The organism is Campylobacter sp. MIT 97-5078 (genome assembly GCF_006864455.1).
Lineage (GTDB): Bacteria > Campylobacterota > Campylobacteria > Campylobacterales > Campylobacteraceae > Campylobacter_D.
The window spans coordinates 1-14,579 of record NZ_QHLK01000012.1 but is presented as its reverse complement, the minus strand read 5'-3'; the positions used below and the strand labels follow the sequence as shown (position 1 = coordinate 14,579).

The following is a 14,579-nucleotide window of genomic DNA, read 5'->3' as shown; positions in this document are numbered from 1 at the left end:
GTTTATTATAATGATTAAGTAAATTTGTATAAATTGTTTCATTTTTATCTTTGCTTTAGTAAGTTCTTTACATTGAAATTTTGAAAGAAAATATTTTAAATTTCACAAATTCATTGTATAATCAAACTTCATTTTATCTTAAAAGGTGGGTATGGATACGCAAAAAATCAGTGTTTGCATCTTAGTAAAAAATGCTCAAGATACAATTTTAGAATGCTTAAATTCGCTTAGTGAGTTTGGTGAGATTATTTTACTAGACAATGAAAGTAGCGATGATACCCTAAAAATCGCTGAAAATTTTAATCAAACTTATCAAAAATTACATATTTACAGCAATAAATTTATAGGCTTTGGCAAGCTTAAAAATTTAGCCCTAAGCTATGCAAAAAACGAGTGGATTTTAAGTATTGACTCTGATGAAGTGCTTGAAAAAGAGGCTTTAGAAGAGCTAAAAGCTCTTGAACTTACTTCAAATTCCATCATCGCTTTGCCACGCAAAAATCTTTATAGAGGTGAGTGGATCAAGGCTTGTGGCTGGTATCCGGACTTTGTTTGGCGTGTGTTTAACAAAAACTTTACTCGCTTTAATGATAATTTTGTTCATGAAAGTGTGCTAATGCCTGTAAATTCACAAAAGATTAAATTTAAAAATGGCTTTAAGCACTACGCTTTTAAGGATATGCAAGGCATTATTCATAAAATGAATACTTATACAAGCTATTCAGCCCAAGAAAAATTCAAAAATGGCAAGAAAACAAGCTTTTTTGCGGCATTTTGTCGTTTTCATTTAGTATTTTTTAAGGACTATTTTTTACGATCTGGTTTCAAATACGGCTACAAAGGCTTTATAGTCGCTTTGCTAAATGCCTTAGGGGCATTTTTTCGTTATGCTAAACTCTATGAGCTTCAAAAAGATAAATAATGAAAGAAAATTTGCCCTCTTACAAAGAGTTCTTCACTCGCCCTTTCATGGGTTGTTTTAAGATTTTTTCACAAAAATATTTATCGTTTTTATTTTAGTTTTAAAACTCACAAGCTTATTTTAGGCAAATCGCTTTTTATGCCCAAGATTTTATATTTTTGTTTATTCAACTTTTAGGCTAATTTGCTATAATCTTTGTTTTTAAAGCTAAATTTAAGGATAAATGATGAAACTTTTTGGAACTGATGGCGTGCGTGGTAAGGCTGGTGAGTTTTTGGATAGCTTTTTAGCCATGCGTTTAGCAATGGCAGCTGGGATTTATTTTAAAGATAAGGCTATAACAAATAATATTCTAGTTGGTAAAGACACGCGTCGCAGTGGCTATATGATCGAAAATGCCATAGTTTCAGGGCTTACTTCCATAGGCTATAATGTCATTCAAATAGGGCCTATGCCAACGCCTGCCATTGCTTTTTTAACTGAGGATATGCGTTGTGATGCAGGCATTATGATTTCAGCTTCTCATAATCCTTATTATGATAATGGCATTAAATTCTTTGATACACATGGCAACAAGCTTAGTGAAGAGGCTGAAAGACAGATCGAAAAGATTTATTTTGATGACAAACTTATACAAAATGCTAAAAATCAAAACGCTTTCATAGGGCAAAGTAAGAGGATTGATGATGTTATAGGGCGTTATATAGTAAGTATAAAAAATTCTTTTCCAAAAAATTTAACACTTAAAAACTTAAGAGTAGTTTTAGATGTGGCAAATGGTGCAGCTTATAAGGTTGCTCCTACTATCTTTAAAGAGCTTGGTGCTGAAGTTATAGTGTTAAGTGATAAGCCAAATGGGCTTAATATCAACGAAAATTGCGGTGCACTTCACCCTGCAAATTTAGCTTTAGAGGTAAAAAAACTTCGTGCTGATGTGGGTTTTGCTTTTGATGGGGACGCTGATAGGCTTGTGGTGGTTGATGAAAAGGGAGAAGTTGCAAATGGCGATAGTTTGCTTGGGGTTTTAGCACTTTTTTTAAAAGAACAAGGTAAGCTAAATTCAGTTGTAGTTGCTACTATAATGAGTAATGGGGCTTTAAAAGAGTTTTTAAATAAGCATAAAATTGACTTTGCAACTTGTGGGGTTGGTGATAAGTTTGTGCTTGAAAAGCTCAAAGAGCTTAATGGTAATTTTGGCGGAGAGCAAAGCGGACATATAGTTTTTACTGATTATGCTAAAACCGGAGATGGACTTATAGCCGCACTTCAATTTAGTGCTTTAATGCTCTCAAAAGATAAAAAAGCAAGTGCGATTTTAAATCAAATCAAGCCTTACCCGCAAAAACTTGTCAATCTTAAAATCAGTGAGAAAAAAGACTTAAGCAAGCTAAAAGGCTTAAAAGAGCTTGAAAAAAGCTTGCAGGATAAGGGTTTAAATAGTTTATTTAGATACTCAGGCACAGAAAATCTTATTCGTTTGCTTATAGAAAGCAAAAATGCTAGCGTGCTTGAAAAAGAGATGAAAAATGTAGTGGAGTTTTTCAAGAAAGCCTTGAATGCCTAAGAAAATTTGGCTTTTTTTTCTCATTTTTATCGCTGTTTTTGTGCTTGATCAGTTGAGTAAATTTTTAGCTATTGAGTATCTAGGTATTAATAAAATGCCAAATTTTAACACTGCTTTTAAAAGCGAGTATATGGATTTGGTTTTAGTGTATAATGATGGCGTGGCTTTTTCAATGCTAAGCTTTTTCAAGGGCTATTTAAAATACTTACACCTTTTTTTACTCCTTGTTTTAAGTGGATATTTGCTTTGGCAAAAAAGCTTTTTAAAAGAACATTTTGTAGCCTTTGCAATGATTTTAGCAGCTGGAAGTTCAAATTTACTTGATCGCTTTGTGTATGTGGGCGTGGTAGATATGTTTTTTTGGCACAAGTGGTTTGAATTTGCAGTGTTTAATGTCGCTGATGTGATGATAAATTTTGGAGTAGCCTTAATCATCATCAAAGAATTGTTTTTTAAAGCCAAAAAAGTATAGGTTTGATTTTTCTTCATATTTGTATTTTTTAAAAGCTTAATTTCGCTTAAGATTTAGCTTTTAGCCTTCTTTGCGCTGAATTCATTCTTTTTTGATATAATGAGGGGTTTGATTTTGATTTATTTTAAGGAAATACAATGCTTGATTTTATTTCACAACATTATCTTTGGGTGAAGGCTTTGCATTATGCTGGCTTTATTTCGTGGATGGCAGCTTTATTTTATCTACCTCGTTTGTTTGTATATCATAGCGAGCATAAGGATAATGATGGTTTTGTAAGTGTGGTAAAAGTGCAAGAACGCAAGCTTTTCAAAGGTATAGCCATGCCAGCGATGTTTGTTACCTTGCTTACAGCTTTTTTAATGCTTGCAGCAAATCCTATTTTGATGAAACAGCCACATATCCATGCTAAGCTTACTTTGGCTTTGCTTTTGCTTATATATCATTTTGATAATTGGCGTTTTTTAAGACAGCTTCAAAATGATCGTTGCCAAAAAAGTGGGCGTTTTTTTCGTGCATACAATGAAATCCCGACGCTTTTAATGATTGCCATACTGGTGGTGATGATAGTAAGGGTGTTTTAAATTTAAAAAAAAGGATAATAAATGAACAAAGAACAAATCGTTGCTGATTTAAACGAGCTTTTTAGACAAAGGAAGGAATTTTATGCCTTTTTTGATGCAAAAATTCCAAAAAAAGAGGGTTTAAATATTTTTGATTTTGAAAAATTAGATGATGCAAATTTAAGGGATTTTCACAAGCTTTTCCATCGTTATGATTATGCTATTCGCAAGATTTTGCCACGAATTTATAAGGCTTATGATATAGATATGGATAAGGATTTAAGTAAGGATTTTTAGCTCGTTTTAAAGTAGAGTATCTACTTGGGCAGATCAAAGTTTTCTTAGCTTCATATAGTGATAAACACAAAGATATAAGAGTAGCATTTTTATCAATGCTGAACTTGTGTATAAAATTTCTTAAGTGATGATAGGATTTATCTTAAAAACTTTAGTGGCATTGAGTGTAATTTCTTTGGGCTTGAGTTATCATAGTAATTATAAAATGAGTTTTTAAACTCTTTGCGTAAAAAAGCATATGTAAATCCTTACTTGCTTTTTAAGTGTAAATTTTGCATTGATTATAATGACGCTGAAGGGTAGGGTTGCAACATTTCAAAGATATGGCTTTAATTTACAAGCTAAATTTCCTTTATCTCAAAGCTATATTTTATTCTAAGTTTGACTATTCTCATCTTAAAGCTTTAAAAAGCAATGTGATTTTTAATGATATACAAAAAGCACACAATATAAAAGCGAATTTCAACCTTGTAAAATTAGGAATTTTAAGCTATAAAAAAGCTTATGCTTTTGCAAATTATGGCTTTGAGCTAAGAGAAAATAGTATCAACTTTTATGATGAACAATTTCAGTTTTTGCTTCTTGGTTTAGGGTATAGATTTTAGAGAGTAAAATTACTCTCTAAAAGACATATCAAGTTTTGTAGCACTTTCTTCAAGATTGCGTTCGTAATTATCTTTAGCGTCAAAACCTCCGCCAAAGGCTTTTATCACATCAACAACAGAGCTTAAAAGCGTATAAACAGAGCTTTCATAGTTTAACTTAGCATTAAGATAATTGCTTCTAGCGCTCAAAAGATCGTTAAGTGAAATGCTGCCATTATCATAGCGAATTTGAGAAAGCTCAAAGATTTTTTCTTGAGAAGAAAGTAAATCAGCATAATTTTTCTCATTCATAAAAGCACTTTGTCTTTCAACAAGGGCTGTTCTTACCTCTCCAAAAGCCGTTTTTAAAGTGCTTTCATAGTTTAAAAAAGCTTCATCTTTGGAAAGCTTAGCTAAATTTACATTCGCATTAATCTCGCCCCAATGAAAAATCGGCATCAAAGCACTTGTTCCGCCATTCCACGTTACACTAGGATTTTCGACAAGGTTATTAAGCTGCGTACTTTGAAATCCTAAAAGTCCGGTTAAAGAAATATTTGGCAAAAATGCCGTTCTTGCAACACCTACAAGATAGTTTCTTTGTTCAAGTCTAGCTAAAGCTGCTTGAATATCTGGTCTTTGTAGTAAAATTTCACTGCTTATGCCTTGAGGAAGTTCGACTTTGAAATTTTCAATCTTATTTTGCGTTGAAGTTGCGTATAAAATATCATCAAGATTTGCCGAAACGAGTATCATTAAAGCCTTGTCGTTATTATCTTTGTTTGCCTTTGCGCTGACAAGTTGAGTCCTTGCGCTTTCAAGCTGGGCTTTAAAGCTTAAAAGCTCATATTCACCAATAGCCCCGACTTTAAATTGCTCATTTTTTAGCTCATAGCTCGTTGTGTAATCTTGCACGCCTTCTTCTAAAATTTGCACCTGATTTGTAAGATTTATAGCGTTAAAATAGAGTTTAACAACATTTGAAATAAGGCTAAGTCTTGCTGCTTCAAAATCATATGCTGAAGCTTCATAAGCTTTATTTGCTGCAAAATACCCATCTCTGTATTTGCCCCACAAATCAAGTTCATAGCTTAAATTTAAGCCCATATTAAAGTTATTTTTAGTCTGTCTTACACCAAAAGAATTAGCATTTTTACCTGTGCTTGAACGTGTTACACCAGCACTTGCATCAAGTTTTGGAAACAAATCACTTCGATTAATACCTAAAGTTTGTGCAGCTTGTTCAAAGTGAAGAAAAGAAATTCTTAAGTCTGTGTTATTTGCAAGGGCTTTTTCGACAAGTTCATTAAGTTTAACATCGTTAAAAAGTCTCCACCATTGTCTATCAAAACGCACTTGATTGTTTGTGTTTTGGCTGCATTTTAACCCTTGATCTTCCATACATTCAAGCATATTTGCACTTGCATTAAAACGAGCTTGAGGAGCTTCGTAAAAAGGCTTTAAAGAACAACCCGCCAGCACGAAGCAAGTTGCAAGAGATATAAAATTACGCATGAGTTTTTCCTCTCTTTCTATCAAGCCAAGCATTAAAGCTTTCAAGCAAGTAAAAGAATAAAGGCACAAATAAAAGTGCTAGTGTTGAAGCAGCGATCATTCCGCCTAAAAGCCCTGTGCCAAGTGAGTGGCGACTTGAACTTCCAGCACCTGTAGCAACAGCCAAAGGCAAAATTCCTAAACAAAATGCAAGAGAAGTCATACAAATTGGGCGAAATCTTAATTTTGCTGCCTCAACCGCAGAGTCAAATATGCTTTTACCTTGTTTAAGGTGTGTTTCCATAGCAAATTCAACGATTAAGATCGCATTTTTTGCTGAAAGCCCTATGAGGAGTAAAAGTCCGGTTTGAAAATATATATCATTACTTACCGCCGGACTTACAAAGCCTCTAAGCCATACAAAAAGCAAGGAACCAAATACAGCAAATGGCACAGCTGTAACGACAGCTAAAGGCATAAGCCATCTTTCATATTGAGCAGCAAGGATTAAAAACACAAAAATGAGCCCAAAGCTCATAGAAATAAGTCCAGAATTTGAACTACTCACTTCTTGATATGCCGAACCACTCCAAGCTATGGTATAATCATCGCCTAAAGTTTGAGCTGCTACCTCGCTGATAGCTTGTATAGCCTGTCCTGAGGTAAAGCCTGGTGCTGGATCGCCTTGCACTTGTGCAGCTGGGAAGAGATTGAAACGTTTTACATCATCAGGTCCTATACTTCTTTGAAGAGTAAGCACAGAGTCTAAAGATACCATTGCTCCCGTTGAAGAACGCACAAAGATATTTTTAAGTGCTTCTTGAGTATTTCTAAAATCCCCTAAAGCTCTAACATTGACTTGAAAAGTTTTTCCAAGCATAGAAAAATCATTGACATAATAACTTCCAACCGTTGCTGCAAGCGTGCCAAAAACATCACTCATAGTAAGATTGTAGAATTTAAGCTTATCTCTGTCGATCTCGGCTTTAAATTGCGGAAAGCTCGTATTAAGTGTAGTTCGCACATTTTGCAAATCCGGTCTTTTGCGAGCTTCTGCAACGAGCATATCAACATCTTTTTGAATTTCTTCATAGCTTTTTCCGCTTCTGTTTTGCACATACATATCAAAACCACCCGTTAAGCTTAACCCTTGAATAGGTGGCGGATTGACAAAGAAAGTTTGTCCAACTGGATTCATAAAATATTTTTGATTATAATAGCCTGAAAGCTGTGCTGAAGTAATATCTCTTTCACTCCAATCCTTCATAATCACAAAGGACACGCCAGCATTTTCTTTCAAAGAACTTGTGAAAAGATCATAACCAATCATAGACATATTGCTTTGAATATCAGAGTTTGAATTAAAATCTTTACCCAAATCATCAATATAATTAACCGTTCTATGCAAAGCTGAAGCAGGTGGTAAATTTGTAATAGCGATCATAATGCCTTGATCTTCAGCAGGCACTAGTGATTTTGGCACGATGCTATATAGTCCAAGAGTGAGTAAAATCATTCCTATAAAAAGTGCCACAAAAAGCCATGCCTTTGTGAGTATAAATGCTACGCAAGAGGTAAAAATTCGTGTCGAATGGTCAAAAAGGTCATTGAATTTTTGCACTATCTTAAAAGGTTCACCCATGTTGCGTCTTAAAAATAAAGCACACATTGAAGGTGTAAGTGTTAAAGCCACAAAGCCAGAAATTGTTACTGAAATGGCTAGGGTAAGAGCAAATTGTCTTTGAATTTGTCCGGTAAAACCGCCCATAAAAGAAACTGGGATAAACACCGCACAAAGCACCAAAACGATAGAAATAACCGGAGAAGTAATTTCTTTCATAGATTCAATGGCGGCATCTTTTATGCTGATATTTTTATCTTCATGTATGATTCTATCGATGTTTTCAACCACGATGATCGCATCATCAACTACTATACCAATAGCTAAGATCAGAGCAAAAAGTGTGAGTAAATTTATAGAAAAGCCCAATACATAAAGCCCAGCAAAGGTTCCAAGCAAAGAAACCGGAATAGCAACCATAGGGATAAAGGTTGATCTGAAATTCTTAAGGAATAAATACATGATCAAAATAACCAAAACAAAGGCTTCAACAAAGGTTTTGCTCACCTCATGAATAGAAGCATTTACAAAGGTTGTTGTATCATAAGGAATGCTGTATTGTAAGCCTTGAGGAAAATTCTTAGAAAGTTCTTCCATTTTAGCTGCGACGAGCTTGGCTGTTTCTACAGCATTTGCTCCAGATTGTAGGTTAATCATAATAGGCACAGCATCATTGCCATTTAAACGCCCTTGAGAAGAATATTGTTGAGAGCCTATCTCAACATCAGCAACATCTTTAATGCGGATAAAAGAGCCATCTTCGTTTGCTCTTAAAGTGATATTTTCAAATTCAGCTGGCGTTTTAAGCCTTCCTTGCATAGTGATTGAATACACAAAAGGCGATTTTTCAGCAACCGGTTCTTCGCCTATTTTACCAGTAGCGTATTGTTCGTTTTGATCGTTTATTGCAGCGATAACTTCTGTGGCTGTTATGCCAAATTTATTCAACAAATCCGGTTTGAGCCAAACACGCATTGAATAGTTTTTATTTCCAATAGCCGTAGCATCGCCCACGCCTTTAACTCTTTTTATATCATCTAAGACATTTACGATGATATAATTATAAATTTCAGTTGCATTCATCGAGCCATCGCTTGAGTTTATTGTAATAGCTTCAAGCATAGATGATGAAGCCTTTCTTACGGTTACGCCCAAACGACGCACACTTTCAGGAAGCTTTGCAGTAGCAGCTGAAATTCTGTTGTTAACATCAATGGTTGCTTGATCAGGATCAGTGCCTATTTTAAAATATGCTGTTAGTCTCATAGTGCCAGCTGATGATGAAGTTGATTCTACATAGATCATATTTTCAACCCCATTGATCGCATCTTCTATAGGCGTAGCGATAACTTCGGCTATAGTTTTAGCGTCTGCTCCCGTATAAGTCGCACTTACGCTAACGGTTGGCGGAGTAAGGCTTGGGTATTGCTCTATAGGCAAAAAATACATACTCACAGCTCCAGCTAATGAGATGATAATTGCTACAACTGAAGCAAATACAGGTCGTTCGATAAAGAATTTAGAAAACATTACCTACTCCCAGCTTCTTGCACGCTTGAGCCTACTGAAATTTTCTTAAAATTATCTAAAATGATTTTATCGCCATCTTTTAAGCCACCTGAAGCGATAATGAATTGATTGTCCTGATAGGCTATTTGTATAGGTGTTTTTTTCACTTTTCCATTATCTATCGTATAAACAAAGGCTTCTTTTTGATCTTGCATAACGGCAATTTGTGGAATTTTATATGCTTTTTTTTGTAAAAAGCCATTCATAGAGATGGTTGTGATAGTGCCGGGTATAAGCTTGCTTTCGTTATTATCAAAGATCGCTTTTGCTTTGACATTTGCGCTGTTATTTTCAATCACTGAAGAGATAAAATACACCCTGCCTTTGAAATTTTGTCCTAATATAGTGATATTTGCTTCCGGGTTTGCAAATTCAAGGGTGTTATTACTTAAGCCTTGATCAAGCTTCATTTTGTCTTTGTCTGAGATATAAAAATCAGCATAGATTGGATTTAAATTTGTAATCCTTACAAGCTCGCTTGTGGTGGCATTAACATACTCACCAACATTGACTAAAGCATCACCTACTACACCATCAAACGGGGCTGAAACACTAGAATAATTCAGATCAATTTGGGCATTTTTATAGCTTGCAGCAGCAGATTCTAAATTCGCTGTTGCACTTCTAAAAGCAGCCAAAGAAGTATCATATTCTTTTTTAGAGATAGCTTGTTTAGCGATTAAGGCTTCGTTTCTTTCATGTTCTTGTTGGGCATTATAAAAATTTGCTCTAGCAACGAGCCATTCGCCTTTAGCGACCTCATTGGCTGCTTGATATTTGTCTTGTTCGATGATAAAAAGCACTTGATCTTTTTTAACTCTATCGCCAGCCTTAAACAGCTTTTGAGTGATCGCACCGCTTACTTTTGGCTTAAGCACCACATCTTCTTCGCTTACAAGCTTGGCTGGGTAAGAATAACTTATGCTTATATCTTCTCCTAAAGCAAGCATAGTTTGCACAGGCATAGGAGGCATACCTTGTTGCTGTGGTTTTTCGCCACTACAACCCAGCCAAAATAAAGCCAAACTCAAAGTTAGAAATACTCGTATTGTTGTAATCTGCATGTACATGTATTTTCCTTTATAAAATTCAGTTTTTGTAAATTTTATTTTTGTGTAATTTTTATTACAAAATAGTAAATTAAAATTATAAACAAATTTTGGTAAATGGGATTAAATATTACACGAGTTTTTTTAAGAAAAAATCCACACAAAATTCAATATGTTTTTGTTGCTCTTGCTCATTCATAGTGGTGTTGCTAAATACACAACTTTCAAATGGTGCTTTAATCAAAGTGCAAAGAAGCTTGCTAAGTTGTTCAGCATTTTCTTTAAGATAAGGATTTTTTTCTCTTTTAAAACGTTTGATGAGTATGGTATCAGCAAAAAAGTCTTGATTGACTTTAAACCACTCTTTCATCATACCTTGAAGATTGTAAATTTGAGAATAGATAATCCTTGCTAGAGCTACAGTGGTGCAATCATTAAATTTTTTTAAAAAAATTTGTGAAAAATGAAGTAAAAAATTTCTTAAATCCGTAGCTGCGTCATTTTCTAAATTTTTAAAAAAATTAAAATGCCTTCTAATCTCATCGCTTAAAACTTCCAAAAGCAAGCCTTCTTTGCTCTCAAAATAAGTATAAATGCTCGAAAAAGAACCCCCACTTTTTTTGATAATTTCATTTAAACTTGTATCTTCATAACCTTTTTCTAAAAAGCATTCTAAAGCTACGGTTTTGATTTTATTTTGCCTTGCTATCGCTCTTTGGGTCAGTTTTCTAGCCATTGCTATCCTTTGAAATTTTTATGATAAAAATTTAAACGTTTAAGTATAATATAAATTACTATAAATAAAAATAAAAAACTTAAAAATTATAAAATTTATGAATAATTTGTAAATAATAAAGAATTCATATTTTTATTATGTAAATTGAGTTATAATAAACGCATTTTGTAAAAAGTTGGTTGATGAAAATGAAGGAAAAAAAAGATAAATTGATCGTAAAAACAAAGACTTGGATAGAAAATGCTGACAATGAGCTTTTGTTTGGTAAGGGTAAAAGCGAACTTTTAGAGCTTATAGAGCAAAGTGGAAGCATACTTAAAGCCTCAAAACTTATGGGGATTAATTACAAAAAAGCATGGACACACCTTCAAGTTTTGCAGAAAAACACAGAAGAAGAGCTTGTCATTACCAAACAAGGACGCAGTAAAGAATCAGGCACAAAGCTTACTCCAAGAGCATTGGAACTTATGAAAAACTATCAAATTCTTTGCAAAGATATAGAAGATTTTGCAAACAAACGTTTTAAAGAGCTTTTTAAAAGCGATAAATAATCTTATTTTCTGCGTCATTTTATTTTTTAAGTTGAAATAAATTTATTTTTTGCTATGATGTAGGTTATATGAGGATTTCATAAGTATTAAATAGGAGGGATATATGCGTTTTAACATCAAAACTAAAGCAGCGATTTTAGGAACAGGTATTTTTATTATTGTTGCGGTTATTTTTTCTCAATTTTATTATAATAATTCTAAAGCCAGTGTTTTTCTAACAGAGAAAATTTATGAAGTATATCAACATCAAGCCGAAGAGAAGGTAAAACTTCTTGCTCTTTCTATGGCGCAAGCTATGGGAGATGTGCTTAAAAATGTTTCAAGCGAAGAAGAAAAGAGACAAATCATCGCTGATATGATTGAAGATTTTCGTTATGAAAAAGATAAAAGTGGCTATTATTTTGCATGCCAACGCACTAAATTTGTAGCTCATCCGGTGCGTAAAGACTTGCTTGGCAAGGATTTAACCGGAATAAAAGACACCAATGGCATAGCTTTTATTGATGAGTTATATAAGGCAGCAAAGAGGGGGGGGGGGTTTGTAAAGTTTTATTTTACTAAGCCTTTACTAGATGGCACAACTAATATTGCTGAAAAAACAGGCTATGCGGTGATGATACCAAATACTGATGAAATTTGGATTTCAACGGCAATTTATACAGATACCTTGCAAAATGAGGCAAATAAAGGAACGGCTCATATTATTGATTGGCTTGATCATATGTTTTTGATTGCTTTTGCTGTTTCTGTAATACTTTTTTTGATACTTATTGCTTTTGTGCTAGGTTTTTGTATAGATATCACTCGTTCTATCGCGACTGTTTCTCAAAATTTGAAATCATTTTTTGAATTTATCAACCATAAAGTCGATAATGTTAGTATTAAAATAACTAAAAGTAAAGATGAATTCCATGATATGTGCAAAATGCTTGACAGCAATGTTACAAGCACCATCCATAACTTAAATGCCGATAAAACAATGGTGACTCAAGTGATGGAAACAGCAAAACAGATCGAAGATGGAAACCTAACAACAAGGCTTGATAAAATTCCTTCAAACCCTCAGCTTTTAAAGCTTAAAGATGTTTTAAATGCCTTGTTTGATGACTTGCAAAAGAATATCGGCTCTGATACAAACGAAATTGGACGGGTATTTGAGGCATACAAAAATTTGGATTTTACAACTGAGATTAAAAATGCTCAAGGAAGTGTTGAAGTAACTACAAACATCCTAGGTAAAGAGATTAAAAATATGCTTAGTGCCTCATCAAATTTCGCGCATAATTTGGCTCGCTCATCTGATGAACTTAAAGAGCTTATGCTTAAGCTCGTCGAAGAAAACAAAGCACAAATGCACTCGCTTGAAGATTCGGCTGCGGCGGTAGAACAAATCAGCTCATCTATGCATAGTGCGAGCGAAAAAACCGGCGAGGCAAGTTTAAAGGCTGAAGATATTAAAAATATCGTTGTTGTGATCAAAGATATAGCCGAGCAAACCAATCTTTTAGCCCTCAATGCAGCTATTGAAGCAGCAAGGGCTGGCGAGCATGGCAGGGGCTTCGCGGTGGTAGCTGATGAGGTGCGAAATTTGGCTGAGAGAACAGGAAAATCTTTAAGTGAAATTGAAGCAAATATCAATATACTCACTCAAAGCGTTAATGAAATGTCTGATTCAGTAAAAGAACAAGCTCAAGGACTTGATATCATCAATGACAGCATAGCTTCTTTAAAAACAATGATGCAAGAAAGTCTTGAAGTGGTTAATCAAACCAATGAACTTTCTCAAAAAGTAGATGATATCGCTAATAAAATCATCGTTGATGTGCAAAGAAAGAAATTTTAAAGAAAAACATAGTTAATAAGCTTGGTTTGCAGTTAAACACCTTGTGTGTTTAGCACAAATCAAGTATTGATGAGTATTGATAATTTTTCAAAACAAAACATAAAAAGCAATTATAGCCTAAATTGATGTGCTTTTAAGTTTATTTTTCTATTTTTCATCCAACTCCTCGCACATTTTTTCAAATTCATTATAGTATTTCCAAGAAGCGATGATGTCAGGGCGGGTTTGTTTTACAAATTTAGCTTCTTTATTTAAAGTTTCTTTAAGTAAAAGTCTTAATTCTTGATCTTTACTTGCTAAATCAATAATTTTTTCTTCTGTTGTTTTTAAATTTTCATTGGTATAGTCAATAACATTTTTCAAGATAAGAATAAAGTCTTGAATTTGCCCTTTAAATAAAGTTTTTTCTTGTTTTATGATAGTTATGTTTTCTTCTTTTGTATAGATATTAAATTCTCTTTCAAAAAAGTCTTTTTTTAAGCCTAAAAGCTTACTTATTTCAATACCTTCGCATTTATAGGCACTGATAAGAAATTCTATATTTTTTATTTTGTAATGCAAGGGTAAAATACCACTAAAAAGTTGAACGTAAGTTATATCAGAAAAATCATTTTTGCTTTGAGGAGTATTAAAATCAAATTTCTCAGCAAGCTTACAAAAAGTATTAAAAAGTTTATTTTCATCAAGCTCTTTAAAATCAAGAAAAGAAATGTGAGAAAAACCTAATTTTTGACTATATTCAAATAATGGTGCGTAAGCAAGGGTATTAATGCCTAAAGAAATTTTAATGCGTTCTTTTAAATCCTTGTTTATGTCTATATGAAAATAAAGTCTATTATCAAGGGCAGATAAATTGCTATTTTCATCAAAGTTATACACCAAATTTGGCTTAGCCCAAGAATTGTTTAGGCTTGATTTAAGTTTTGATATAGGATCTCGAACTACCCATAAAATAGGGCTTGTATGATGAGTGAATGAAAGCATTCTTTGAGCATTTGACAATCCACGAGCAAAATTATATAAAGTGATGTTTATAACTACAGGAGCTTTATTCTCTAGGCTTTGTGTATAATCATAAATAAAATGTCTTTTTATATCATCAATGACATGATCGTTCATGATATGCACATTACACTTTTTTAAGTTTCGTATAACAGCAGAATGTGCAGTAAAAGAAGCTGTGATAACTATAAACTTATAACCTTTTGGTATCTGCAAATTCAAATCCCAAGCCACTTCAGCTTCTATATCAGTATAAGATAAAGTTTTGCTTGTATTAAACTCATCTTGATCAGTATTATTTTCACTCGTTTT

The 14,579-nt window shown here is 33.6% G+C and carries 10 protein-coding genes and 3 pseudogenes; 8 read left to right on the top strand and 5 right to left on the bottom strand.

The window, feature by feature from the left end:
* Positions 1-151: 151 nt before the first annotated feature.
* The 6 genes and pseudogenes from DMB91_RS06780 to DMB91_RS06755 all read left to right on the top strand — a co-directional run.
* Positions 152-919: pseudogene (locus DMB91_RS06780) on the top strand (glycosyltransferase family 2 protein); the annotation flags it as partial.
* A 229-nt stretch (positions 920-1,148) separates the two neighbouring features.
* On the top strand, positions 1,149-2,486 hold the full coding sequence (gene glmM / locus DMB91_RS06775) for a phosphoglucosamine mutase (protein WP_034903499.1): 1,338 nt from the start codon (positions 1,149-1,151) through the stop codon (positions 2,484-2,486).
* Entirely contained in the window at positions 2,479-2,958 is a 480-nt protein-coding gene (gene lspA / locus DMB91_RS06770) for a signal peptidase II (RefSeq protein ID WP_034903248.1), read from the top strand. The genes glmM and lspA overlap by 8 nt, the downstream gene beginning before the upstream one ends.
* A gap of 137 nt (positions 2,959-3,095) precedes the next feature.
* The gene (gene hemJ, locus DMB91_RS06765) at positions 3,096-3,542 is read left to right on the top strand and encodes a protoporphyrinogen oxidase HemJ (RefSeq protein ID WP_034903251.1); all 447 of its coding nucleotides are present in this window, start codon (positions 3,096-3,098) and stop codon (positions 3,540-3,542) included.
* Positions 3,543-3,563: 21 nt separating this feature from the next.
* Complete coding sequence (cmeU, locus tag DMB91_RS06760; protein ID WP_034903254.1) at positions 3,564-3,818, top strand: CmeU family protein; 255 nt, start codon at positions 3,564-3,566, stop codon at positions 3,816-3,818.
* A gap of 305 nt (positions 3,819-4,123) precedes the next feature.
* Positions 4,124-4,423, top strand: coding sequence for a DUF2860 family protein (locus DMB91_RS06755; protein ID WP_034903257.1), 300 nt, complete (start codon positions 4,124-4,126; stop codon positions 4,421-4,423).
* A gap of 9 nt (positions 4,424-4,432) precedes the next feature.
* Here the strand turns inward: DMB91_RS06755 and DMB91_RS06750 are convergent, their stop codons facing one another.
* From DMB91_RS06750 to DMB91_RS06735, 4 genes are all read right to left on the bottom strand, one after another.
* The gene (locus tag DMB91_RS06750) at positions 4,433-5,917 is read right to left on the bottom strand and encodes an efflux transporter outer membrane subunit (RefSeq protein ID WP_034903770.1); all 1,485 of its coding nucleotides are present in this window, start codon (positions 5,915-5,917) and stop codon (positions 4,433-4,435) included.
* Positions 5,910-9,047, bottom strand: coding sequence for an efflux RND transporter permease subunit (locus DMB91_RS06745; protein ID WP_034903261.1), 3,138 nt, complete (start codon positions 9,045-9,047; stop codon positions 5,910-5,912). Before DMB91_RS06745 ends, DMB91_RS06750 begins: the two co-directional genes overlap by 8 nt.
* On the bottom strand, positions 9,047-10,150 hold the full coding sequence (locus DMB91_RS06740) for an efflux RND transporter periplasmic adaptor subunit (RefSeq protein WP_034903773.1): 1,104 nt from the start codon (positions 10,148-10,150) through the stop codon (positions 9,047-9,049). The genes DMB91_RS06745 and DMB91_RS06740 overlap by 1 nt, the downstream gene beginning before the upstream one ends.
* 115 nt (positions 10,151-10,265) lie before the next feature.
* On the bottom strand, positions 10,266-10,871 hold the full coding sequence (locus DMB91_RS06735; RefSeq protein WP_034903264.1) for a TetR/AcrR family transcriptional regulator: 606 nt from the start codon (positions 10,869-10,871) through the stop codon (positions 10,266-10,268).
* 191 nt (positions 10,872-11,062) lie between these two features.
* Here DMB91_RS06735 and DMB91_RS06730 point away from each other — a divergent pair.
* Together DMB91_RS06730 and DMB91_RS09235 are read left to right on the top strand one after the other, a co-directional pair.
* Positions 11,063-11,422, top strand: a pseudogene (locus DMB91_RS06730) (LysR family transcriptional regulator); the annotation flags it as partial.
* Positions 11,423-11,654: 232 nt separating this feature from the next.
* Positions 11,655-13,265: pseudogene (locus DMB91_RS09235) on the top strand (methyl-accepting chemotaxis protein); the annotation flags it as partial.
* Between the two features lie 147 nt (positions 13,266-13,412).
* Here the strand turns inward: DMB91_RS09235 and DMB91_RS06720 are convergent.
* Positions 13,413-14,579 (bottom strand): DUF2972 domain-containing protein (locus tag DMB91_RS06720; RefSeq protein ID WP_143116874.1); only part of this gene is annotated, 1,167 nt, incomplete at its 5' end.